A 25,752-nucleotide genomic window follows, 5' to 3' on the forward strand; every position below is an offset into this window, starting at 1 on the left:
ATATGCGTTACGACTTTATTACACAAGCTTGTGGCGGTCTTGGTGGCTAAATTACAATCAGTAGTTGCATGGTATTTAGCTCTGTATTGGTGTTTTTTTATTTTATTAAGTTATTTTAATTTAATAAGTTACATGCTTATAACCGTTATTTTATTGTTCAAAAAAGTTTACATAAATTTACATCTTTTAAAGTCATTTTTTTAAAGATAAATGCTATCACTTAAAATTGAATATTCTAATTTACTCTCAGTTATAAATACCAGTGGGTTAACGCAGGGCTGTTAGCCGGGCCACTAGGTTATCTTCTCAAGCAAGGCTTAAAAATTCTAATGGTGTGCAGAGGCTTGGTGTATTGTGTGCTGATCCTATTTATTTGGCTTATTACTGATTTTTTGTACCTCATTTGCAGTTAGGCTTCCCAAAATCCATATTAATAAAAAAGATCAGCTAATAACCAACCATTGATTGTTTATAAGGCCAAGATCAGCGAAAATAGTCTTCAATTACGATTAACATAACGGATCGCATGTGAAGGGCCAATTTAGGGCTTTTCTGATGGTGTGTTGAGCTTTCGAGGTTGCTCTATACCAATTTTATTAAAACAAGATCGTTCTAGCGTATTAAATAACTCACTAACTACGTTAAAAATTATTCATAGAGAATAACTCTATGTGATAATTTCGCCTTGTTATTGCGCTATTTTATTATCGCTATAATAGAACGCTAATTTAATGCAATTGGTATTATTTAAGCCTTGAAAGCTCAGCATACTTAAAGTGGATAATATCCGTATACAAACTAAAAGAACTTTTTTAATGGCAGATCAAAATCTCCTTAGCGAAATTAATAAACGACGAACCTTTGCTATCATCTCTCACCCAGATGCTGGTAAAACAACCATTACCGAAAAAGTATTGTTATTCGGACAAGCGATTCAACGAGCCGGTACCGTAAAAGGCCGTGGTTCTAACCAACATGCAAAGTCTGACTGGATGGAAATGGAAAAAGAGCGTGGTATATCTGTTACTACCTCTGTAATGCAGTTTCCATATAACAACGCACTTGTTAATTTACTTGATACGCCAGGACACGAAGACTTCTCGGAAGATACTTACCGCACATTAACTGCGGTAGATTCGTGTTTAATGGTTATTGATGCGGCAAAGGGTGTAGAAGATCGTACCCGTAAGCTAATGGAAGTTACACGCCTGCGTACAACGCCAATTGTTACGTTTATGAATAAATGTGACCGTGAAATTCGCGACCCAATGGAAGTGCTTGACGAAGTTGAAACAGAGCTAAATATTGCCTGTGCACCCATTACTTGGCCAATTGGCTGTGGTAAAGAGTTCAAAGGTGTTTATCACATTCATAATGACGAAGCTGTTTTATACAAAACAGGTCAGGGTCATAAAATTCAAGAAGTTCGTACCATTAAAGGTCTTGATAACCCAGAACTTGATATTGCCATTGGTGAAGATTTAGCTGCGCAATTACGCGATGAGCTTGAGCTTGTTATTGGCGCATCAAACGAATTTGATTTAGATCTGTTTTTAGCAGGTGAGCTTTCGCCAGTTTATTACGGTACCGCACTTGGTAACTTTGGTGTTGACCACGTTTTAGATGGTTTAACTAAATGGGCACCAACGCCACTGCCTCGTGAAACCGAAGACAGACTTATTGTCGCAACTGAAGAAAACTTTACTGGTTTTGTATTTAAAATTCAGGCCAACATGGACCCTAAGCACCGTGACCGTATTGCATTTATGCGTATTGTATCGGGTAAGTACAGCCAAGGCATGAAAATGAATCACGTGCGAATTGGCAAGCAAGTGAGCATTTCTGATGCGGTAACCTTTATGGCGGGCGATCGTGAGCGCGCAGCTGACGCTTACGCGGGCGATATTATTGGTTTGCATAACCACGGTACCATTCAAATTGGTGATACGTTCACACAAGGCGAAAAACTTAAATTTAGCGGTATCCCTAACTTTGCGCCTGAATTATTCCGCCGTATTCGTCTTCGCGATCCACTTAAGCAAAAGCAATTATTAAAAGGCTTAGTACAGCTTTCTGAAGAAGGTGCTGTGCAAGTATTTAGACCGCTTATAAACAACGATTTAATTGTGGGCGCGGTAGGTGTACTTCAGTTTGATGTAGTTGTAGCGCGCTTAAAAGCCGAATATAACGTAGATGCTATTTACGAAGGTGTAAACGTAAATACAGCGCGTTGGGTAAGCAGTGACGATGTGAAAAAGTTTGAAGACTTTAAGCGCAAGTGCGAAAGTAATTTAGCACTCGATGGTGGTGATAACTTAACTTACATTGCGCCGAGCCGTGTAAATCTTAATTTATCCGTAGAGCGTTACCCAGAAGTGACATTTAACCACACTCGCGAAAACTAGAATCGACTGACTACAGTTAACTGAAAGCCTGCTTTGGCGGGCTTACAAAGGTAAAAAATATGAATATTCGTACTATTTTAATCGAAAAAGCCATTGCCGCTATGGCGGGCGCAGGCTTACCTGAAGATACAAACCCAGCAGTAACACAAAGCACACGTCCACAATTTGGTGATTACCAAATTAATGCAGCAATGGGCGCGGCTAAAAAAATGAAAAGCAACCCACGTGAGCTTGCGCAAAAAATTATAGATAATCTTGATGTAAGCGATATTGCTCAAAAGACTGAAATTGCTGGCCCAGGTTTTATTAATATTCATTTAAAGCCTGAGTTTTTAGCGCAAAGCGTACAAGCCGCTAACAGTGATGCAAAGCTTGCTGTAAACGAGCATGCTAACCCGCAAAAAGTGGTTGTTGACTATTCATCACCAAACCTTGCTAAAGAAATGCACGTAGGCCATTTACGTTCAACCATTATTGGTGACTCAATTGTGCGTGCGCTTGAATTTAGAGGTGATACGGTTGTACGTCAAAATCACATGGGTGATTGGGGCACGCAATTTGGTATGTTAATCGCGCATTTAGAAGATCAAATTAGCCAAGGTGTAGATTTAGATTCTGTAGCGCTTGCTGATTTAGAAACCTTTTATCGCGATGCTAAAAAGCGCTTTGACGATGAAGAAGGCTTTGCAGATAAAGCACGTAATTACGTTGTTAAATTACAAGGCGGCGACGCACACTGTGAAAAACTTTGGAAACTATTTATAGCCACCTCAGTTAAGCACTCTGAAGAAGTATACAAACGTTTAAATGTAACGCTTACTCAAGCCGATATTATGGCTGAAAGCGCATACAACGCAGAGCTCAACGATATTATTAGCCTACTTAAAGATAAAAACATTGCCGTAGAGTCGCAAGGTGCACAAGTTGTATTTTTAGATGAGCTAGCTAATAAAGATGGCGAGCCTTCAGCGTTTATCGTACAAAAATCTGGCGGTGGCTTTTTATATGCAACAACAGATTTAGCAGCATGTGATTACCGTTCAAATAAATTAGGTGCTGATCGTATCTTAATTTTTGTAGATGCACGTCAAAACCTACACTTTAATCAAGTAGAGCTTACAGCGCGTAAAGCAGGTTTATTACGAGACGAAACAAGTTACGAGTTTTGCCCGTTTGGCACCATGATGGGCGCCGATAACAAACCATTTAAAACACGTACTGGCGGCACAGTAAAACTTGCTGACTTATTAGAAGAATCAATTAACCGTGCAGCTGCAAAACTAGCTGAACGTGAATCGGATTTAAGTGATAGCGATCGCAGCGAGATTGCACGTAAAGTAGGTATTGGCGCAGTTAAATACGCCGACCTTTCTAAGCACCGTACCAGCGATTATATTTTTAACTGGGACAGCATGCTAAGCTTTGAAGGCGCAACCGCCCCTTACTTACAATATGCTTATACACGTATACGCAGTATTTTCCGTAAGTCAGGCGTTGATGCAGCTACATTAAATTCAGATGTTGCAATTATTGAGCCTCAAGAAAAAGCACTAGCACTTAAGCTACTACAGCTTGAAGAAGTACTTGATTTAATGATCAGCGAAGCAACACCGCACGTACTATGTGGTTACTTATATGAGCTAGCAAGCTTATACATGACATTTTACGAAGCCTGCCCAGTACTTAAAGAGGGCGTAGAGCCAAGCGTGCGCGATAGCCGCTTAGTGCTGTGTAATTTGGTTTCTAAAACATTAGAAACGGGATTAGATTTGCTAGGCATTGAAGTTATGGAGCAAATGTAATCACCGTCGTATTTTAACCTAATACTGCGTTATCCAATCCGACTTACCCTAATCACATACAAACCGTATGCTCATAGGGATAAGCCGGATTGGACGCCTTGTCTTAGGCTAAACTACTTAGGTAAACCGTATGCTGCGTGTAGTTCGCTTTGACTGCGTTGTCGTGCTTTTTTAGCCTAAGTCACATACTAAATGTATGCTCCTTGGCATAAAAAAGCACTCCGTCTTGTCAGCACTTCTACACTTGCAGATATCTGAGTTGTGTAGTTTACGTTGTAGGTTGGGTTGAGTGAAACGAAACCCAACGATACGCCTGAGACTCTATGTTTATTACTATCGAATGCACCTGAGGCTCTGTGTTTATTGCTATCGATACACCTGAGACTCTATGTTTACTGCTATCGAATACACTCGAGACTCGGTGTTATTGCTATCGAATGCACCTGAATCTTAATATTTGTTATTACTCAACATCTATTGTTTTAAGCTCGCTACTCTAAGCTCTTTTCTAAGGCTTTATTTAAAGGATTTGTTATGAAACTCGAAGATATCCGCCGTGAATACCTGCAAGACGCGTTAAGCGAAGATAACTTGCAAGATGATCCATTCAAGCAGTTTGAAACATGGCTTGAGCATGCAGTGGCAAGCCAGTTACCCGATCCAACTGCGATGGTTGTAGCAACTGTTGATGAAACCGCTCAACCTTCACAGCGCATTGTGCTTTTAAAGCATCTGGATGATAACGGTTTTGTCTTTTTTACCAATACAGGTTCGCGTAAAGCGCAAGAGCTTAAAGGTAATAACAAAATATCGCTGCACTTTCCGTGGCACCACATGGAACGCCAAGTTATTGTATATGGCGAGGCTAAACCATTGCCTACCTCTGCTGTGGCAAAGTATTTTTTATCTCGTCCTAAAGAAAGTCAATTAGCAGCGTGGGCGTCAGCGCAAAGTCGTCCGGTGTCATCACGTAAAGTACTCATGGAAACCTTCGCCAACATGAAAAATAAGTTTGCTAAAGGTGAAATACCACTTCCTGATTTTTGGGGCGGATATTGTGTAGTGCCCACTAAAATTGAGTTTTGGCAAGGTGGGGCGCATCGTTTGCATGATCGCTTTATATATCAGCGCCAAGCAGATAATAGCTGGCAAATTACACGCTTAAACCCTTAATAAATAGATGAGTAAGTAACCGTGCAATTTATTGACTCTCATTGCCACCTCGACTTTAGCGAGTTTGATTCGAATCGTGAATCGCTCATAAACGAGTGTGTAGCAAAGGGAGTTAATCAGTTTGTTGTGCCGGGGATTACGCTTGCTCAATCGCATACTCTCATAAAACTCAAAGCAACTTACCTAAGTATAAAAATAGCCGCAGGGCTACATCCTTACTTTTTAGAGCAACATAACGAATCGCACATAGAAGCGTTATTTGAATTCGCGACTGCAAATAAGCATCAGTTGGTAGCTATTGGGGAGTGCGGGCTTGATCGAAGTATTGAAAACCTTCCTAAACAAACTTATTTATTTGAGCAGCAAATAGGGCTTTCTAATGAGCTTAACTTACCGCTTATTGTGCATCATAGGCAAAGCCATGATTTAATTGCGCAATCGTTTAAGCGGTGTAAGCCAAAAAACGGGGGAGTGATTCATGCCTTTTCGGGCTCACTTCAACAAGCGCAGTACTATATTAAGCAGGGTTTTAAGCTTGGCGTAGGCGGCATTATTACCTATGATCGCGCAGTTAAAACACGCGCTGTTATTGCTGCTATTGAGCCTGAGCACTTAGTGCTTGAAACCGACTCACCTTCAATGCCGTTAAGCGGTCATCAAGGTGAAGTTAACACGCCACTGCATATACCTGATGTATTTAACGCGTTATGTGATTTAAAGCCACATAGTGAAAGAGGGACGCTTGCAAAGAAGCTTTACGATTCTTGTTCAGATGTTTTTTGCATATAGCGATTTACCTGCCAGCGTTTTAATCCTCGGCCTAATTGCCACGTAAAAATACACGCAATCACTAGCATTAATAGTACCTGCCGACCTAAATCGTGAAAATGGTTGTGGCTGTCGGATATTGCGGCGCGAGTTAAATAAGTAACAGACACAAAGCCTATAGGGCGGTCATCATCGCTTATCACGGGTTCCATAAAAGGTGTTTTTAGCTTACTAATACCCGGTGTAGAGTCAGGAAGTTGTCCATAAATATGGTGTGACTGCCAATTGTCACTGCTAGCAATTAAAATGCCTTGTTGATCATAAATAGTCGCAGAAAGTACAAATTCATCTTTACTTATATCGTTACAAATGGCGTTGAGCTGTGGTTTGTTTTTTTCAATAAGCGGTGTTTTAACATTTAAAGCCATAAACTGAGTGAGGCTTTTTGCCGTGCTATCGGCACTATCATAAAGTAACTGATGACTCTGAAAACTACTATTAACACCTACCCAGCTTAGTAATACAAAACAACCAGCCGCTAGTATTAAGCGAACAAGTCGTTTTCTTTGAGAAGCAGTAATAGGGTTTTTAATATGGTTATTTTTCATAGTCACCGTTTATGCTACTGACAGCATTTTGATTTGATGTTACAACTACACTAACTATAACCTTAAACCCCACCTGATGGCGAATTTAGTGTTGAGAATACCAGTTATGATATGCCAATTATCAGGAAAATAAAAATAAACACGGAGATCCCATGTCGCAAATCAACATGGCACAGCAAGCTGCTGAGCAACCATTACAACACTTAACTCTAAATAAATGGTTTAGCTATAGTGGTGGTGTATTTACACCTCTCAATTATATACCAAACAAAGCATTAGGGTTATTTAGCATCGCATTTGCGGGTGATTTTGAAGAAAAACACATTGTTAGCATTATTGATTTTTTAGCTACGCATAACCAAACAGTCAGTGCTATATGTCAATATCAACCAGATTTAGGGTTAGCTCCAGCACTGTGTTTTTACGTGCAAAACTCCGATCAAGCTATAAACCCGTTAGTGCTACAAGAGTTTTCAAACACCCTAGATTGTCAATTAGTGCAAGTTGCTACTGCGCCTAATTTATATGAGCCTGGTTTATTGGTTATGGATATGGATTCAACTGCAATAACTATTGAGTGCATAGACGAAATAGCACGCCTTGCGGATGTTTACGACGAAGTAGCCTCTGTAACCGCACTTGCAATGGCGGGTAAACTTGATTTTAGCGAGAGTTTAAATCAGCGCGTAGCTAAACTGGCTGGTATTGAAAAAAGCTTAATTGAAGAACTAAAAAGTGCATTGCCACTCATGCCGGGTATTAAAGTGCTGTGTCAAATTCTAAAACAGCATGACTGGTATTTAGCAATTGCATCAGGTGGTTTTGTACCGTTTGCAGAGCGCGTTCAAGAGCTTATTAATTTAGATGAAGTGCACGCTAATGTACTCGAGTTTAAAGACGATAAACTAACAGGTAAAGTACTGGGTACAATTGTAGATGCACAACAAAAAGCAATTATTCTAGAGTCGTTACAACATAAACTAGGGCTTGAGAAGTCGCAAACAGTTGCTATTGGCGATGGCGCAAACGATTTAGTCATGATGGGAAAAGCTGGCCTAGGTGTAGCAGTGCATGGCAAACCTAAAGTAGTTGAGCAAGCACAAGCGGCTATTTGTGAAGGGTCATTATTACAATTGTTGTATATGTTGGCCATTCCGTTAGATAAAGAGCCCGCTCTTTAAAGTTGTTTAAGTTAAACCGCTTAGCGTAAGCGGTTTAACCAAATTAGTTTACGGCGGCCCATTTGTTCAACTTGCTCTTTTTTAAGCTCTAAATGGCTTAGAGCTTCTTCAGTTATATCTACTACGTCCCCCACACCCGCAACAGCCCATAAAGCTTCCTCTAAATCTTTTGCTTTATGCATAGCGTATTGGCTTACGTATTTTAGCTCGTTTGATAGGTAGTCAGTATCGGGGCGACCTGTGCGCGAAATATACAAACGCATCACAAATATAAGTTGTGATGTAATGTCTTTACTAATTTGTTTATAAAAGCTGGAGTAGTCTTCACCTAAAGCGCATTGGCTAACAATAGCCTCTTCAATTTTGCCCTTACGAGGGTCGAAATTAATAGCGAGTGTAAAAGCAAGCGGTGCATCTTGGCGACTGCGATCTTTAATATTAGGCGTTATTACATTAATAATTTGCTCTTCGGTAAGAATACTCGAAAAGTCAGTTTTGTTACCTAATAAGCCAAAGTTTTGCAAAATAACATGCATAGGACTGGCGTATAAGCCATAACCAATTGCACCTGTTTTAAAGTGTGCAGCTTCTTTGTGTAAATACAGCGGAAATTGGCATACACTTTTTGTAACCATATTTCTAAGTGCAGTAGATAAGCCTTCTACTTTTGGCGCTTCTTCAGATACTTTAAGTTTGTCTTTATTACCTTCTATTAGCTGAGTGAAAAAAGTCACGCCAGCATGGGGTAAATCAGCAACACGATTCGCTTTTAGGTTAATAGTAGTGAATGACTTACTAATGGCCATTATTTCGTACTTTAGTTCGCTAAGTTTATGCTTTTTAGTTATTTTTTGAAGCTCAGGAAATGTTAAAAGTACTATATCGCCTTTTTTAAATGTGACTGGTTGCTCGCACTCTAACTGCAAACCCATTACAGAAAAGTCACGTGTATAACCGTTAAATACTTCATCATTAATAGTGACACTAACTGGTGTTTTATAAAGGTAGCGCTTATGCGAGCGTAAATTTACGTATTCAAGTGGCACAATATCTAAATAAGGTGGCGTTTTATGTTTGGCGTGGCCAAAATGCTTAAGCTGATTTACTAACGCTTTATCAAAAGTAAGTTGTTTATAATCTGCTTGCTCTGTTTTATTGCCAATACTTGTAAGTACAACAATATATTTAACGTCTTTTATAAGGCCTTTAACTCGAGGGGAAGGCGGCTTGTTGAGTTTTTCAATATTAGCGCCAGCACTATTAGGTAATGAAAGCGGTATAAAAGAATCATCTGGATGACTTGGCATTATTTGTATTTTAAAGCACTGCCAACTTTCTTTTTGGCTACCAAAACCTAAAAATAGATCACGTAATTTAGGGTTATTATTTAGCTCAGTTCGTGTCGCGGAGTAATAGTAAATTTTACCCGATGATATATGTGTAAATGTATAGAGGTAATCTTCTTTGACCGCGGTAATTTGGGTTAGTAATTGTGTAATGCGCTGATGATTGAGTATATTGTACAAACACGGTGTTTTTCTTTCATTGGTAAAATAGCGCTGGATAAAAATATTATTTTCAGTAGTAAGGCTAAGGCTTGGGTAATACTGTTCATCTTTTTTGCTTAAAAATACATATAAAGACGTTACACGAGGGATGTAGTATTGCTCATACCCCTTTGATACTACAGCATCGAGCGTGTTATCTAAATTTACTTTATAACGACGTTTATTACCGTGAATAAAGCTTTCTAAAAAGTCATTAAAGGCATCGTTATTTTCGATATAAGTGCGTTTTAAGCGAATGTGGTTGTATTCACGAGAGATATTTTCAACGGCAACAACCTCGTATTGAATACCGTTCTTTAGGCCAAGTTCAAAGTCTTGTTCAAGGCCTACCAAGCGCATTGCTATTAGTTCACCTTTTTTTATAGAGTAGCGCGTTGCAAGCTTAACTTTACAACCGCTTAAAGATATATCTGAGGTGCTAGCAGCAATGTTCTTTTTATCTTTGTAATCAATAGTTACTTTTATTGAGTAATTCATCCGTTCTTCACGGCGGCTCTCGTAAGAGGCAAACTTAATTACTTCAGTGCTTAAGTTACTTTCTGATTCTTGTAGTTCTGATTTTTCGGCGGCTTGTTTTTGTAATACGCGGTGGTTATTTTCTGTATTCATTACGGCTTCGTAAACGGCTAGGGTATATTCACCATGCTGTTTAAGTGCTTTTTCAAACACTTCAATGGCTGTGTCATCCATAAAGTGCTGTTTGCCGTTATGCTCATACGGTTTTACTTGGCCCGTCACTAATCCACGAAGATCAACAAAGCGTGCCACTGGCTGAGATAAGCGTGACATTTCCATTTTCATCAAAAATTGCTCAGGTTTGGTTAACCCAGCGGTTTTTGATTTGAAAATTAGGTCAAATTTAGCATTGCCTAAATATGTTTTTAACTCATTCACGAGGTCTTCGTGTTTGAGCATTATGTCATCAGCCATTTATAAAACCATCACCGTCTAATTGAAAAAGTAGGTATACTGTTAAGTCCATTTATTAGAAGTTCAATAAACGTTAAATCGCGCTATGTTATTAATATAGGTACAATTATTTTAGTTACTACTGTTTAGCTCTTGTTATTATGTGTTATATGCCATTTTGTTGGCAAGTTACTTTAAACTATTTCAAAGCAAAAAGTATGCCCTAAATTATAGCTAAAAAGAAACACCATGTGTATTTAATGATTGTGACGCTAGATTTTTACGCAGGCAAGAGTTTGTTGCTAAGTAAATGCTTGAAGTGGCAAAATAAGTTATTAACAGTAAATGTTTTTAAAATTAGAGAATCGTAGATAAGGTTATAAATGACTAAAGCGGCAAAAATAGAGTTTGTGTGTACAGAATGTGGCATGAACTACCCACGTTGGCAGGGTCAATGCCGCTGCGGTGCGTGGAACACATTAGCAGAATTTAAACCTTCAGCAGGGCAGAGTAAAAAAGCGTCAGTTCGAGCAAATGTAGGTGGTTATGCTGGCGGTGCTGGTGGCGGCTCTAAAAAAATTAATGATATTGCTACGTCAGAGGCAGAAAAACAGCTGACAGAAATTGGCGAGCTCGATCGTGTGCTAAGCGGTGGTGTAACGACCGGCTCTGTTAATATAATTTCGGGTGATCCAGGTGCTGGTAAAACAACATTGCTATCTGACCTAGTAGCGAGAATGTCACAACGTATGCCGTCACTTTACTGTACGGCCGAGGAGTCATTATCGCAGTTTAAAAACAGGGTAAATCGTTTAAAGTTAAACTATAACCCTGACGAGCTTTATTTACTTTCAGAAACCAGTGTTGAAACCATCATTGAAGAGCTCGAGAAAAATAAAATTAAGTTTGCTGTTATTGACTCTATTCAAGCGGTTGTAACCGAAACGGCAAATGGTAGCCCAGGTTCCCCTTCGCAAGTAAAAAGCGCCGCCCAAGCATTGACTCAATACTGTAAGCAAAATGATGTAACCATGTTCATTATTGCTCATGTAAATAAAAATAACGAAATAGCAGGTCCTCAAACACTTGTACATATTGTCGATGCGCTTTTACACATAGACACCAATGATGGGCAAATTCGAACCCTTAGGGCAAATAAAAACCGCTTTGGTGATATAGATACCGTTGGCATTTTTAAAATGTGCGAACGCGGTATGTTGAGTGTTGATAACCCGAGCGAAATATTTTTATCGGGGTCTACAACCGACTCGCCAGGCTCTACAATTACCTGTATCCGTAAAGGTAATCGAAATTTACTACTTGAAATTCAATGTTTAACTACCGAAACCGAGGCGGAATTTCCGCAGCGTGTTTGCGTTGGTTTAAACATGAACCGCATAAAAATGCTGACTGGCATATTACGAAAACACACTAAAACCAAAATATTCCACGATACGTTTTTTAATATTGTGGGTGGCCTAAGAATAGATGAAACAGAAACTTGTATTGATTTAGCATTGGTTACCGCGCTACTTAGCAGCTTAAATGAATTTGTTGTGCCACGTACCACGTGTATTATGGGCGAACTCAGCTTAAACGGCGATGTACGCCCAATTGATAGTGGTGTGCCACGTGTTAAAGAAGCAGCACAACATGGTTTTACAGAAATATATATTCCATTTCGTAATTACCATAAGTCGATGGAAGGGCTGGGCGCTAAAATTACCCCAGTTAAAACAGTACATGAGTTGCTTAGTTTAATTAATTAACGCTTATCGGTGATGTTCTTCGATGTTACTCTTGAGTTAAGATTATTTTATATAAAGAATTCAATAAGGAAATAACATGAAAAAATTAGTAATAGTTGCAGCGATTGTAGCTGCGGGCGTTGGTGGCGTGAGCTATGCAAATTATGTAGCTACACAAGAAGTGCGTGCAGAAGTAGATAAGCAACTTGCTTTAGTAAGCGAGCAAACTGGCGCTACATTTAAATATGCTGGTTTATCGGCAAGTGTTATTTCAAAAAGCGTAGAAATAACAAACATGGAAGTAATAAGCCCTGAGGGTGACAATGTTGCTAATATTCAAAGCATTGAAATAACAGGTTACGAGCCAGATAAAATATCACCGCATACATCATTTGATGTAAAAAGCTTTCAGTTTGACAAAAATTTTGTTTCAAAATTACCTGCTGATACAAACGAAATGCTAGCCTCAGCAAGTTACGATTTACATTCATCACTTGATTACGATGAAGAGTCTGGCAATAGTGATGTAGTAGTTAAGCTTGATGCAAAAGACATTGTTAGTTTTAATATGGATATGGGCTTGGCTAATTCAAAAGCATTAATGGATGCTTCATTAGCGATTAGTAAAGCGCAGCAAGAAGCGGGTAACCAGCCACTTACTTATGAGCAAGAGTTACAGCAGCAAACACTTGTTATGCAAGCAATGAGTAAGTTAGAGCCGCGCAATGTTAGCTTTGCCTTAAATAACCAAGGTAAGTTAAAAGACTTACTATCAAGTGAGCTTGAAAAGCAAGGCATGACGCTAGAGCAAATGGAAATGATGTTAGAGCAGCAGTTACAACAAGCTCCTGTAACTGAAAATATTGCAGAGGCTTTAACTAGCTTTGCTAAAGGTTTAAATTCATTCAGTGTGTCAGCAAAGCTACCTGAAGGTAAAACTATGATGGAAATTAACCAACAAGTTATGATGCTAGTAGGGCAACCTGAAGAGCTAGTTAAGTTTATTAACTTAGAAGTTAAAGGTGATTAGGCCTTAGTTTTGTATTAATAAAGGCGCCAATTGGCGCCTTTATTATTTTGTGTTGTTAGCAGTTAGTGACTCTGATTGCTAAAGCAGTTTGCTTTTATGATATTGGTGATTATTTGTTGCGATGGTTTTATTTTTTCCAACGCTAAAAACTCATCAGGCTGATGCGCTTGGTTAATTGAGCCTGGGCCCATTACGATTGTTTCACAACCGAGTTGCTGGATAAACGGCGCTTCAGTGCAATAATTTACCGCGACAGCTTTTTGCCCCGCTATTTTTTCAGCCATTTTCACTAAAGCACTGTCGGTGTTACCACTAAATGCCGGGATTGGTTCATGTAAATCAATAACACTCACCGCATTTGGATATTGCTGATTTATCTCTTTTGTTGCATCAAGCACTAATGCTTGTAGTTCTTGTACACTTAAACCTGGTAATGGGCGCATATCTATATGCATTTCACAGCAACCACAAATTCTATTCGCATTATCGCCACCATGAATATTGCCTAAGTTTAATGTTGGATAAGGAATCTCAAAGTGATTTATTGAATACTTATGCTTTAATTGCTCTTTTAAGATCATCAATTTTGTAATCACTTTATGCATTACTTCAATGGCGTTAAGGCCACGTTCGGGATCTGAGCTATGCCCAGAGCGACCAACGACTCTTATTGCTGTACTCATATGGCCCTTGTGCATAAATACTGGCGTCATATCAGTAGGTTCGCCAATTATACAGCGTGCAGGTTTTAAATTAGGGTGCTTACATATTTGTTGTGCACCTGCCATAGTTGTTTCTTCATCGGCAGTGGCGAGTATTAAAATAGGTTGAGTTTGCTGCTTTTCATCAAGTTCACTAATCGCTTGTAATACAAAAGCAAAAAATCCTTTCATATCAATGCTTCCCAGCCCATACAATTTATTGTCTAGTTCGGTAAGTTTAAACGGATTGTGGTTCCAGCGGCTGTCATCAAAAGGCACTGTATCAGTGTGGCCCGCAAGCATTAACCCGCCATCGCCTTTTCCACGTTTTGCTAATAAATTAAAGCGGCCCTTACCTCCTTCTAATTCAATAATTTCACACGTAAAATCGAGTGTTTCGCACCACCTCGCAAGGAGTTCAATTACGTTTTTATTGCTCATACACAAGCTGTCTTCAATTGCACTAATAGAAGGGGCTGCAATCAATTGTTGATACATAGAAATAAACGAAGGCAAAGGCATAAAAAAATCCAAAATTATTATTCAATTTAATTGCATAACAATATAAAAGTATTTATGATGAATATCAATTCACTTTTTAAGCATAAATATATTAAAGTAAAGCTATGAAAATAATGCGACGATAATCTACAAATTCATTAAATTAAGTCTTAATTTAGCGTCTTAGCTAGTTTAAGCGAACAACATATATATTTAGCAGTAAATTTTAAAATAACGAGTAATCAATGAATGTAGTTATTATTGGCGCAAGCGGTTATAGCGGCGCAGAGTTAGCAAGCTTAGTTGCTAATCATCCAAACCTTACCTTAACAGGCTGTTATGTATCTGAGGGTAGCTTAGATAAAAATAAATTACTAAGTGATTTATACCCAGAGCACCTTGGCTTACTAGATTGTCCTTTACTTCCTCTTAGTGCATCAGCTTTTGATGACATTCAAAGTGATGCTGACTATGTGTGTTTATGTACCGATCACAAAGTAAGTGTTGATTTAGCGCCTCAATTTTTAGCTATGGGTAAAAAAGTATTTGATTTATCTGGTGGCTATCGCCTAGCAAGTAATGATGATTACGTTACTTATTATGGTTTTGAGCATCAACACCCAGAGCTTTTAAATGAAGCGGCTTACGGTTTAGCAGAGTGGAACCATGATGCTATCGCTAACGCAAAGCTAATTGCTGTTGCAGGCTGTTACCCAACAGCGGCGCTCAATGCACTTAAACCGCTTAAACAAGCAGGCTTATTGAGCAGCGAAAGTATTATTATTAATGCCGTTTCGGGCGTTACAGGTGCCGGGCGTAAAGCGAGTGTAGGAACACATTTTTGTGAGGTATCGCTTGCACCTTATGGTTTGTTTAACCATCGCCACGGTCCTGAAATTGAACAACACCTTGGCCACAAAGTATTATTTACACCGCATCTAGGTAGCTTTGCGCGCGGTATTTTAGAAACTATTTATGTACAACTTAAGCCAGGCGTTACCAAGGAAAGCGTTGCATCTGCTTATCAAGTGCTTGCTAACGAACCATTAATTCGTTTGTTAGGCGATAAAATACCTTCAATCAAAGGTGTTGCTAAGCAACCATTTGTTGATATTGGCTGGCAGCAACAAGGCACGCAGTTAATTGTAATGTCTGCCATTGATAACTTATTAAAAGGCGCTGCTGGACAAGCTTTGCAGTGTATCAATATTTCTATGAATTTAGATCACACTACGGGCTTAAAAGGAGCGTTTTAAATGAGTAAAAAAACGTGGGTTATTAAACTCGGTGGTGCAGTACTTAATACAGAAAATGCAGCAAAAGCGTTATTTGACGTGCTAAGCGAGCAAAAAGATGATGAGTTTGTCATTGTTCATGGCGGTGGTTCTTTAGTAGATACATGGCTAAAGCAAGCGGGTTTTGCTAGTGCTAAACACCAAGGTTTACGTATTAGTCCAGCAGAGCAAATGCCTTATATAGTGGGTGCGCTTGCAGGCTGCGCTAATAAACAATTAATGACTCAAGCTATAAGCGCAGGGCATAAGCCTGTCGGCTTAAGCCTTTTTGAGGCGGGTGTGACTGCAACTCAAAAATTAAAAGCGCTTTGCTTAGTAGGTAAATGCACAAGTAACGACGATTCTATCATCAATGATTTACTTAGAATTTCTCGTTTACCTATTGTTAGCTCTATCGGCTTTGATGAACAAGGCTTGTGGTACAACGTAAATGCAGATGAAGCTGCAGCGGCTATTGCCAGTAATTTAAATGCAGAACTAATTTTTATGACGGATGTAGAAGCGGTACTTGACGCAAATAAACAACCGTTACATCAACTTGACACAAAACACATTGATACTTTAATTACAGATGGAGTAATTGTGGGCGGGATGGAGGTCAAAGTTAAGACCAGCCTTCACGCTGCCCAACATTTACGACGCGGTGTGTATATTTCCAGCTGGCAAAAGCCAGAAAATTTAACTGCTCTGCTGCAAGGTGAGCATGTCGGAACAAAGATTACACCATAGGTTTATTATGTTTGAGAATTTTTTAACGGGTTTAGAATTAGACCAAGAAGGCGCACTTAATTTATTAAAGTTAGCGCAAGATATAAAAGCAAAGCCAGAAAAATACAGCCAAGTATTATCGGGTAAATCAATCGTAACATTGTTTGAAAAACAAAGTTTACGTACACGTTTATCGTTTGATATAGGTATTAATCGCCTTGGTGGTCATGCTGTTTATTTAGATCAGCAAAATGGCGCTATGGGTGCACGTGAATCAATTAAAGATTTTGCACTTAATATTTCTACTTGGGCCGACGGTATTGTGGCGCGTGTAAATCAGCACAGCACATTAACCACGTTAGGCGAATATTCATCGGTACCTGTGGTAAATAGCTTGTGTGACTTGTACCACCCTTGCCAAGCACTTGCTGATTTTTTAACACTTCAAGAAGTACATGGCGATGTAAGTGAGCTTAAAGTAGCTTACTTAGGTGAGGGCAATAACGTGACTCATTCATTGATGTTACTTGCGGCAACGTTAGGTACTGACTTTGTTGCTGTAACACCAAAAGGGTGTTCGCCAGATTCACAAATACTTAAAAAAGCAGAGCAAATTGCAGCAATGAATGGCGCATCAGTCATGGTGAGCGATAGAGTTGAAGCTGCGGTTGGTGCAAACGTTGTATATGCAGATACATGGGTATCAATGGGTGATACAACGCCGCTTGAGCAAGTAAAAGAAAAATACATGCCTTATCAATTAAACCAGGCATTGCTAGATCAAACAGGTGCGACTACGGTATTGCATTGCCAACCGGCACACCGTGAATTTGAAATTACCTCTGAGGTAATGGATGGTCCAGCATCAAAAATTATTCAACAAGCAGAGAATCGCATGCATGCGCAAAATGCCCTGCTAGTTACATTACTAAATCCAAATTTTGTTAAGGAACACCTATGAGTTCAATTAAAAAAGTCGTTTTAGCCTATTCTGGTGGTCTTGATACGTCGGCTATCGTGCCATGGTTAAAAGAAAACTACGGCTGTGAAGTAATCGCGTTTGTTGCCGATGTAGGTCAAGGCGCTGAAGAGCTTGAAGGCGTAGAAGCTAAAGCAATTGCCTCTGGTGCATCTGAATGTTACGTAGTTGACTTAAAAGATGAAATGGTAAGTGATTACATTTACCCAACGCTTAAAACGGGCTCAATTTACGAAGGTACTTATTTATTAGGTACTTCTATGGCGCGCCCAATTATTGCTAAAGCACAAGTTGAAATTGCACGTAAAGTAGGTGCTGATGCACTTTCTCATGGTTGTACTGGTAAAGGTAATGACCAAGTTCGTTTTGAATCATGTTTTGCAGCACTAGCCCCTGATTTAAAAGTAATTGCGCCATGGCGTGAGTGGGACTTATCGAGCCGTGAATCATTACTTGATTACTTAGCAGAGCGTGACATTCCGTGTTCAGCATCTGCTACAAAAATTTATAGCCGTGATGCTAACGCATGGCATATTTCGCACGAAGGTGGTGAGCTTGAAGACCCATGGTGTCAACCAACTGAACAAGTATGGACTTGGACTAACTCTCCAGAGCAAGCACCAGATAAATCAGAACTAGTAACATTAAAAGTTGTTGAAGGCGAAGTGGTTGCTGTAAATGGCGTAGAGCTTAAACCTTACGATTGTTTAGTCAAATTAAACGATATTGCATCGCCTCATGGTGTTGGACGTGTTGATATTGTAGAAAATCGTTTAGTTGGCATGAAGTCACGCGGTTGTTATGAAACGCCAGGCGGCACAGTCATTATGGCTGCGCTTCAAGCCATTGACGAGCTAGTGCTTGATAAAGCAAGCCGTAAGTGGAAAGAAGTACTCGGTGGCGAGTTCTCGCATTTAGTATACGACGGCCGTTGGTTTACGCCTCTTAAAGATTCTATTTTAGCCGGTGCTGAAGCACTTTCTAAAGTGGCAACAGGTGAAGTGGTACTTAAGCTATACAAAGGCCAAGTAACTGCAGTTCAAAAGCAGTCACCAAATAGCTTATACAGCGAAGCATTTGCTACATTTGGCGAAGATGATGTGTACGACCAATCACACGCTGAAGGCTTTATTCGTTTATTCTCGCTTTCAAGCAGAATTTCAGCACTCGCTAAAAAGTAATTTATTACGCCCCTTATAAAAGGGGCACTACAGGGTTTGGAGAGATTTCATGGCATTATGGGGCGGACGTTTTTCTACGGGTCCAGATGAGGCGTTTAAGCAATTTAACGACTCTCTTCCCTTTGACTACCAGTTAGCAGAGCAAGATATTATTGGCTCTGTGGCATGGGCTGGTGCACTTGAACAGGTAAGTGTACTTTCAAGTGACGAGCACACAAGATTAGTGGCTGCATTAAATGAGCTGCTTGAAGAAGTTAAAGCAGATCCACAAGCGGTAGCTACTTCAGGTGCAGAGGATATTCATTCACATGTTGAAGCAGCTCTAATTGAAAAAGTAGGTGATTTAGCTAAAAAATTACATACAGGCCGAAGCCGTAATGACCAAGTTGCCACCGACTTTAGATTATGGTGCCGTGATACGGCTGACCATTTACTAGATGCTATTGCACAGCTTAAAGGCGAGTTTGTAGCGCTTGCAGAGCGAGAGCTTGGCACAATATTACCAGGTTACACGCACTTACAGCGCGCACAACCAGTATTGTTTAGCCACTGGTGTATGGCGTATGTAGAGATGCTAGAGCGTGATGAAAGCCGCCTGCAAGATGCTAAAGCGCGCATGAATTTTTGCCCATTAGGCAGTGGTGCATTAGCAGGTACTGCTTATCCGATTGATCGCCAAGCATTAGCGCATGGGCTAGGTTTTACAGCGGCTACAAAAAATAGCCTTGATGGCGTATCTGATCGTGATTTTGTGTTAGATCTTTTAAGTTGTGCGTCTATTTCGATGATTCACTTATCTCGTATGTCAGAGGATCTGATTTTTTATAATTCGGGTGAAGCCGGATTTATAGAGCTGGCTGATAACGTAACATCAGGCTCATCGCTCATGCCTCAGAAAAAAAATCCTGATGCACTCGAGCTTATTCGCGGTAAAACCGGACGTGTATTTGGTGCATTTAGCGCTATGATGATGACGTTAAAAGCGCTGCCACTTGCATACAATAAAGATATGCAAGAAGACAAAGAAGGCCTGTTCGACGCTATGCCAACATGGCTTGCATGTATTCATATGGCGCAAGCATGTATTAAAGGCGTTAAAGTAAACGGTGATAAGACACTTGCTGCAGCAAAAGGAGGGCATGCAAATGCCACCGAACTTGCTGATTACTTAGTTGCTAAAGGTGTGCCATTTAGAGAAGGGCATCACATTGTAGGTGTACTTGTACAGCTTGCGATTAGCGAAGGTAAAACGCTTGAAGAGCTATCGCTTGAGCAGTACAAATCAGTAAACACTGTATTTGAAGACGATGTTTACCCAGTACTTGAAATTGATGCATGTATAAAAGCACGTAAAGCCCTTGGTGGGACGTCTATTGAACAAGTAACTAATGCTGTTAAAGAAGCCAAAAAAAAACAGCAAATAACGGTACGTGATGCAAATTTAGATGATGTAGAAGCAATTGCCACACTTATACAGCATTGGGCAACGGTAGGTGAAAACCTGCCTCGTGCAAAAAGCGATATGGTGCACTCTATTAACGAGTTTGCAGTAACAGAAATAAATGGAAAAGTGTCGGGCTGTGCGTCGTTATACATTTACGATACCGGCCTTGCTGAAATACGCTCATTGGGTATAGACCCAAAAAGTAAAGTGTCGGGGCAGGGTAGACAGCTTGTAGATCATCTACTTACTAAAGCCAAAAAATTGGCACTTAACCGAGTTATTGTATTAACACGCGTACCAGATTTTTTTGAACAACAACGTTTTACTTTTTGTAGCAAAGACTCTTTGCCTGAAAAAGTAATGAAAGATTGTGAACTTTGCCTTCGTAAAGAAAATTGTGACGAAGTAGCAATGGAATATATTTTGAAGTTAAGTACACGTGCGGAGATCCCGTGTAAATACGTAGCTTAAAATCCCTGGATACAAAAAACGTACGGTTATCCCTGTGCGTTTTTTTATGTTTGTAGTAAACTGGTCGGAGCTGTTTGGTTTGATTATATAAGTATGTTTTGAGTGAGTTTTAAGGTGTCAAAAAAAGTTGGCACATTGGTTGCTTCGTATAAGGTAGATAGCAAAATAGCTATCACTACTTTAAACAGGTGATGCATTTATCTACATAATGATGTGGTTAAAAGTTGCACCAAATATAATTAAAACTTTTACAAGGATCAATCACATGCAAGTTTCAGCTAATAGCCAAGTACAAATGCAAGCATACAACAAAACACAACAATTAAAGCCTGCAATGGAACAAACTGCTAGCCCTAAAACCCTGCAATCTGATACAGTAAGCATTTCTCAAGAGGCTATTGCTGCAGCAAGTAGTGATAGCTTACAACGCGGCGGGGGCAGTGTAATGCCTGTCAGACCAAAGTAATAATTTAAGGTTTTAAATGATTCTAACTGAGCTTTTTGGGTTGTTCTCACTGTCTGCTTTTACGATGTGGGGATTTCTGATGACTTTCTTTTTTAATGTGTTTGTATACTCATTAGATGTAAAAAGAGGTACAACTCTTCTGCTCAGTTCATTTATTATGATGATATCTTATACCTTATCTGACTACTTCTATACATGGCTTTCTATTAAAAACTCAATATACTTGGATTGGGCTTTGTATGATATTTCTACTATTTTAGCGTTAATATGTATATATAAAATAACAGAAAAAACAACACCTTCTTTTTTGTATTTAATTGGTGGATTGTCTATAAATTCGATTTTCTTTTTTTGTATGTATTTAGATATGTATATATTCGGAAATATGGAACGATGGTTTTTTTGGGATGTTTATACATACGCAGTTAATTTAATGGACTTAATGATGATAGTCGCATTAATTGTTGATAGAGACTTCCTCGGTCTTCATAAATTAAAGAACAAAATCCTCAGCTACTTCAAGTCAAACGATACCCATAAAGTAACCTAGTTTAAAATGTACTTAACTGGTGCTTTTCTGGATTATATAAATGCTTTTACACAATGGGGCTTTTTAATGGCCTTTTTGTACTGCTTAGTATCTAGTGTCAATATTAAAAATAAATCCCTTCTCATTACATCAAGCATTATGTTGTGTTCATATTTTTTAAGTGGATACTTTACTATATTGAATGCTCCTTATTTAGATTGGATTTTATATGATTTTCTTACCATAGTAGCGATACTCTTTTTTATAAAAATTGACTTTATTAAATGTTGCCCAAGTGCCAATTTTATTCTGATAGGTTTAGTCATTAATAGCCTCCTCGCATCAGTAATGCATTACGATCTATATATTCTTTACCACTTAGATGAGTGGTGGTATTGGAGTTTTTATTCTGTTGGGAGTACTTTAATAGATGTATTGATGATGCTCTCGCTAATACTTAATAAAAATCTTATAAAAATGTCGCCTTTAAAAATTATTAATTTGAATAAAAAAAATCTTAATAATAATGAGTGAACTCATAATTAGCCCAACAGTTTCTTTGTACATAGGTGCATTTGTACAATGGGGATTCCTTATGGCCTTTTTGTACTCCCTTGCTCATTCGATTAATAAGCCTAATAAAGAAAGAGTGTATTTGTCTTTGGTTATGAGTATTTCATATTCATTTAGTATATTTACAAATCTGGATACGGTAACTTATCTAGATTTTTTGTTTTCCGATATTTTAACTCTCCTAGTTATTATTTCCCTTAGGCGGCTCTGGCATGATGGTATTACCTATCTATATATCATTACTGGTTTAGCTATAAACTCAACTCTACATTTTCTCATGCATTACGACATCTATATATCAAATAATACAAGCTACTGGTGGCTTTGGAATGCTTACGCAATAGGGGTCAACGCTGCTGATTTCATAATGGTAGCTATATTTTTTATAAACAAAGATTTTTTATACTTGATGAAATTTAGAAATGGTTTGATTGCGAGTTTGAAGAGGATAGTTAGTGTCTGACATACTGTGGGATCTGGTAGCGATTAGAGATTATGTAGGTATTTTTATTACATGGTTCTTTGTAATTGCATTTCTTTATAATTTATCAGCAAGCATAAATAGTCCCTATAAAAATACAATGTACCTTTCTGGTATTATGATGATTTCGTATACCTTAAGTACACTGTTCGATATGGTTATAGTGTCTCACTTAAACTATTTTTACTTCGATATTGTAACTCTAATTATTATTTTTACGTTTAGGTACTACAGCCGAAGCCCAATTCCTAACGCATTTTATTATCTTGTATTTGGTCTGAGTATTAATGCATCTTTATTTTTAGCTATGCATTACGATATAGAGATTCTAGGTACTCTATATTATTGGTGGTTTTGGAACGTTTATGTATTTGGTATGTACTTTACAGATTTGATAATGCCATTAGCGCTTATCTTTAACAAAGATTTTTTAGGTCTAGTTAAGCTTACTAAATTTTTAACTGAAAAATTTAAAAGGTCACGCAATGCATGATTTTTTATGGCAGCTGGCTAGTTTATACGACTATATAACTATTTTTACTACATGGTCTTTTGTACTCGCTTTTTTATATAATTTGTCTGCAAGCATTAACAAGTCTGACAAAAGCTGCACACAACTTGCATTCATTATGATGGTATCTTACACCTCAAGTATTTTTATGGATCCCTTGAGCAACACACCCCATTTGACCCTTTTTATATTTGATATCGTAACTATGTTTTTTCTGATTATATGGCTGATATACTTTAGTAAAAACCTCCCCGTAGCCTTTTATTATCTTTTAGTTGGACTTAGCTTTAACGCATTTGTTTTTTTTGGAATGCACTACGACAGTATTGTTTTAGGAAATTTGGATTACTGGTGGTTTTGGGCCTTATATGTAATAGGGCAAATAATTTCTGATTTAACGATGCTTTTAGTTCTCCTAATTAATAAAGACTTTTTAGGTTTGGTTGCATTAAAACGGTATTTACTTAATCGTATAAAAAACACCCATCAAAAGGTTGAATAAAATGGAGGAGCTATTTTGGCAATTAAATTCAGTTAACGAATATTTTGGAATATTTATTACATGGCTTTTTGTTTTTTCTTTTTTGTTCACTCTATCAGCGGCTATTAATAAGCAAGATAAAAGCCGAGTTCACCTTTGCTTTATTATGATGGCTTCGTATACATTTAGTTTGTTTATGGACATAACTACTGCGGCTCCGCATTTAAAGTTGTTTATATTTGATGTGCTAACAATTGCCGTTATTTTTATGTGGCGTATTTTTTTAGGACGTAAAATACCGTACGGATTTTATTATCTTATTGTAGGGCTTGCTATCAATGCCTCACTGTTTATGGGGATGTACATTGATAATACTCTTTATGGCAATTGGGATTTTTGGTGGTTGTGGATGCTGTATGGTTTTCTTATGCCTATTATTGATATCACTATGGCGCTAATACTAATTATCAATAAAGATTTGCTAAAACTTGTTTGGTTAATTAAAAAATTAAAATCATCTATACAAAAGCCGAATTAGCGCATACAAGTTATGCGCTAATTCGGGAAGTGTTATTGGGCACCACAGCCCAATTTAGTTTTTAGCGCTTTAACAATTACCGGGTCTACAAACTCGCTTACATCACCATTGTGGCGAGCTACTTCTTTAACGAGTGTTGATGAAATAAATGAATTTCGCTCAGCGGGTGTTAAAAATACACTTTCTAAGTCGGGGTTCAGGCGGCGGTTCATGTTAGCTAATTGAAATTCATAGTCAAAATCAGATACAGCTCTAATACCGCGAATAAGCACATTAGCATTGTGCTCGCGTGCAAGATCAGCCAATAAACCAGAAAAACCAATCACCTTAACATTATCTATGTGGCTTAAAATAGAGTTTGCAAGCTCAACACGTTCTTCAAGGTTAAAGCAGGGTTTTTTACTTGGGTTATTAGCTACCGCAACTAATACAGTATCAAACATTTTAGCTGCACGTTGAATAAGGTCTGTGTGCCCATTAGTTAGTGGATCAAAGGTGCCAGGGTAAATTGCAATAACTTTCATAATGTTCACTATTTATTATTTTAGCGCTAGTTTAACAGTGTTTATGCCACAAAGCAGCCTAGCTAAAAAAGCATATAAACACTTACTTTCTTTAAACAGGTCAGTCCATGGTGGGAGTGTTTTAATGATTCATATTTGTTTATACTGTTTACCTCTTTTGAGTGTAATGTAGCCTATAGATAATTTGAGTATTAGCATATGAATACCAAGGATAAAATAATACACACCAGTATTTTGTTGTTTAACGAAAATGGTGAGCGTGCAATAACGACAAATCATATTGCATCAAACTTAGGGATGAGCCCGGGTAATCTTTATTATCATTTTAAAAATAAAGAAGACATTATCCGTCATATTTTTGCGCTGTATCGCGATCATTTAAATACTCACTTTAAACCTATTAATAAAGATGATGATGCATTTAATCATTTAACGGCTTACCTAGATTCGTTATTTGAGCTGATGTGGCGCTATCATTTTTTTTACGATAATCTCGGGGATATTCTCTCTAGAGATGCTGATTTAAAACAAGCTTATATTGATTTTCAGTTAGAGTTGTTAGAGCAAGTTCGTAAAATTATTTTAGGACTTCGCGACAGTGAAATGATTGCTATTGATGAGCAAGATGTCATTGATTTAGCACATACACTAAAGCTAACGGTTAGTTTTTGGACGCCTTATATTAAAGCCCGTAGGCCAAGTGGTACGCTTGCTGAGCAAGATATATATCATGGCATTTTAAAAGTACTTACATTATTTAGAGCGTACAGTACCGATAAAAGCATTGATAAAATGAACCTGCTACGTGAAAAATATACTGAATTAGCGCAACAAGCCTTAGGGCCTGTTGACCTTTCAGGATTAAAATTTGTTCAATCTAGGGGCGATTAAATCGCGACGCGAGGTTTGTAACCTAGTGGGCTAAGTAAAAACCAAGCAACAAAGAGTTAATCGCCCCTAGGCTAAACCCTTTGGGCAGCGCTTGTTTGGTATTTATGCTACGTTATCGCCTATTTATGGGGAATAACCACACTACATAGGCTCTGCCTTGCCTAAATACCAAACACACTGCTGCAAATTTAACCTCGAAAGATAAACAGGCCCTAGCTGTAGTTTAATCGATAGTAATAGGCTGTTTCCTAGGCGCTGAATTTTTTGCTATAATCCCGCGCCAAAT

At 38.4% G+C, this 25,752-nt stretch carries 22 protein-coding genes; 18 read left to right on the top strand and 4 right to left on the bottom strand.

Annotated features, from left to right (window positions below):
* The first annotated feature begins 815 nt into the window (after nt 1-815).
* The 4 genes from prfC to AAEY62_RS05850 all read left to right on the top strand — a co-directional run bounded on the left by prfC (nt 816) and on the right by AAEY62_RS05850 (nt 6,169).
* A complete protein-coding gene (prfC, locus tag AAEY62_RS05835; protein ID WP_007581628.1) occupies nt 816-2,405 on the top strand; it encodes a peptide chain release factor 3 in 1,590 nt (529 codons plus the stop codon).
* A 59-nt stretch (nt 2,406-2,464) separates the two neighbouring features.
* Nucleotides 2,465-4,207, top strand: coding sequence for an arginine--tRNA ligase (argS, locus tag AAEY62_RS05840; protein ID WP_007581630.1), 1,743 nt, complete (start codon nt 2,465-2,467; stop codon nt 4,205-4,207).
* Nucleotides 4,208-4,741: 534 nt separating this feature from the next.
* On the top strand, nt 4,742-5,380 hold the full coding sequence (pdxH, locus tag AAEY62_RS05845) for a pyridoxamine 5'-phosphate oxidase (protein WP_024590043.1): 639 nt from the start codon (nt 4,742-4,744) through the stop codon (nt 5,378-5,380).
* A gap of 21 nt (nt 5,381-5,401) precedes the next feature.
* Nucleotides 5,402-6,169: a TatD family hydrolase gene (locus tag AAEY62_RS05850; RefSeq protein ID WP_024590042.1), complete on the top strand. Its 768-nt coding sequence runs from the start codon at nt 5,402-5,404 to the stop codon at nt 6,167-6,169.
* On the opposite strand, the gene AAEY62_RS05855 is transcribed toward AAEY62_RS05850, so the two are convergent.
* Nucleotides 6,136-6,756, bottom strand: coding sequence for an AhpA/YtjB family protein (locus tag AAEY62_RS05855; RefSeq protein ID WP_007581635.1), 621 nt, complete (start codon nt 6,754-6,756; stop codon nt 6,136-6,138). The two genes, AAEY62_RS05850 and AAEY62_RS05855, sit on opposite strands and share 34 nt — an antisense overlap.
* A 152-nt stretch (nt 6,757-6,908) precedes the next feature.
* On the opposite strand from AAEY62_RS05855, the gene serB reads away from it, so the two are divergent.
* Nucleotides 6,909-7,937, top strand: coding sequence for a phosphoserine phosphatase SerB (serB, locus tag AAEY62_RS05860; protein WP_024590041.1), 1,029 nt, complete (start codon nt 6,909-6,911; stop codon nt 7,935-7,937).
* A 20-nt stretch (nt 7,938-7,957) separates the two neighbouring features.
* On the opposite strand, the gene AAEY62_RS05865 is transcribed toward serB, so the two are convergent.
* Nucleotides 7,958-10,435, bottom strand: a complete 2,478-nt coding sequence (locus AAEY62_RS05865; protein WP_024590040.1) for a PilZ domain-containing protein — start codon at nt 10,433-10,435, stop codon at nt 7,958-7,960.
* Nucleotides 10,436-10,797: 362 nt separating this feature from the next.
* On the opposite strand from AAEY62_RS05865, the gene radA reads away from it, so the two are divergent.
* Nucleotides 10,798-12,183, top strand: a complete 1,386-nt coding sequence (gene radA, locus AAEY62_RS05870; protein ID WP_024590039.1) for a DNA repair protein RadA — start codon at nt 10,798-10,800, stop codon at nt 12,181-12,183.
* Nucleotides 12,184-12,259: 76 nt separating this feature from the next.
* Complete coding sequence (locus AAEY62_RS05875; protein WP_024590038.1) at nt 12,260-13,192, top strand: aq_1923 C-terminal domain; 933 nt, start codon at nt 12,260-12,262, stop codon at nt 13,190-13,192.
* 62 nt (nt 13,193-13,254) lie between these two features.
* Here the strand turns inward: AAEY62_RS05875 and argE are convergent, their stop codons facing one another.
* Nucleotides 13,255-14,415 carry an acetylornithine deacetylase gene (gene argE / locus AAEY62_RS05880; protein WP_350634714.1) on the bottom strand — a complete coding sequence of 387 codons (1,161 nt, stop codon included), beginning with the start codon at nt 14,413-14,415 and terminating at the stop codon, nt 13,255-13,257.
* Nucleotides 14,416-14,639: 224 nt separating this feature from the next.
* Between argE and argC the strand changes: the two genes are divergently transcribed.
* From argC to AAEY62_RS05930, 10 genes are all read left to right on the top strand, one after another.
* Entirely contained in the window at nt 14,640-15,650 is a 1,011-nt protein-coding gene (argC, locus tag AAEY62_RS05885) for an N-acetyl-gamma-glutamyl-phosphate reductase (protein WP_024590036.1), read from the top strand.
* Nucleotides 15,651-16,418, top strand: coding sequence for an acetylglutamate kinase (argB, locus tag AAEY62_RS05890; RefSeq protein WP_024590035.1), 768 nt, complete (start codon nt 15,651-15,653; stop codon nt 16,416-16,418).
* 7 nt (nt 16,419-16,425) lie between these two features.
* Complete coding sequence (locus AAEY62_RS05895; RefSeq protein WP_024590034.1) at nt 16,426-17,358, top strand: ornithine carbamoyltransferase; 933 nt, start codon at nt 16,426-16,428, stop codon at nt 17,356-17,358.
* Nucleotides 17,355-18,557: an argininosuccinate synthase gene (locus AAEY62_RS05900; protein WP_007581653.1), complete on the top strand. Its 1,203-nt coding sequence runs from the start codon at nt 17,355-17,357 to the stop codon at nt 18,555-18,557. The genes AAEY62_RS05895 and AAEY62_RS05900 overlap by 4 nt, the downstream gene beginning before the upstream one ends.
* A 49-nt stretch (nt 18,558-18,606) precedes the next feature.
* Nucleotides 18,607-20,472, top strand: a complete 1,866-nt coding sequence (argH, locus tag AAEY62_RS05905) for an argininosuccinate lyase (protein ID WP_007581654.1) — start codon at nt 18,607-18,609, stop codon at nt 20,470-20,472.
* Nucleotides 20,473-20,737: 265 nt separating this feature from the next.
* Complete coding sequence (locus tag AAEY62_RS05910; protein WP_342875729.1) at nt 20,738-20,938, top strand: hypothetical protein; 201 nt, start codon at nt 20,738-20,740, stop codon at nt 20,936-20,938.
* Between the two features lie 16 nt (nt 20,939-20,954).
* Nucleotides 20,955-21,488 carry a hypothetical protein gene (locus AAEY62_RS05915; RefSeq protein ID WP_350634716.1) on the top strand — a complete coding sequence of 178 codons (534 nt, stop codon included), beginning with the start codon at nt 20,955-20,957 and terminating at the stop codon, nt 21,486-21,488.
* A 1,007-nt stretch (nt 21,489-22,495) separates the two neighbouring features.
* Entirely contained in the window at nt 22,496-23,014 is a 519-nt protein-coding gene (locus tag AAEY62_RS05920) for a hypothetical protein (protein ID WP_101164305.1), read from the top strand.
* Nucleotides 23,007-23,534: a hypothetical protein gene (locus tag AAEY62_RS05925; protein ID WP_101164304.1), complete on the top strand. Its 528-nt coding sequence runs from the start codon at nt 23,007-23,009 to the stop codon at nt 23,532-23,534. The genes AAEY62_RS05920 and AAEY62_RS05925 overlap by 8 nt, the downstream gene beginning before the upstream one ends.
* Nucleotide 23,535: 1 nt before the next feature.
* A complete protein-coding gene (locus AAEY62_RS05930; protein WP_024590027.1) occupies nt 23,536-24,051 on the top strand; it encodes a hypothetical protein in 516 nt (171 codons plus the stop codon).
* Between the two features lie 32 nt (nt 24,052-24,083).
* On the opposite strand, the gene coaD is transcribed toward AAEY62_RS05930, so the two are convergent.
* Nucleotides 24,084-24,575 carry a pantetheine-phosphate adenylyltransferase gene (gene coaD / locus AAEY62_RS05935; RefSeq protein ID WP_101164303.1) on the bottom strand — a complete coding sequence of 164 codons (492 nt, stop codon included), beginning with the start codon at nt 24,573-24,575 and terminating at the stop codon, nt 24,084-24,086.
* Between the two features lie 198 nt (nt 24,576-24,773).
* On the opposite strand from coaD, the gene AAEY62_RS05940 reads away from it, so the two are divergent.
* Nucleotides 24,774-25,466, top strand: coding sequence for a TetR/AcrR family transcriptional regulator (locus AAEY62_RS05940; RefSeq protein WP_024592300.1), 693 nt, complete (start codon nt 24,774-24,776; stop codon nt 25,464-25,466).
* Nucleotides 25,467-25,752: the final 286 nt, after the last annotated feature.

Source organism: Pseudoalteromonas sp. GW168-MNA-CIBAN-0100 (assembly GCF_040309225.1).
Taxonomy (GTDB): Bacteria; Pseudomonadota; Gammaproteobacteria; order Enterobacterales; family Alteromonadaceae; genus Pseudoalteromonas; species Pseudoalteromonas arctica.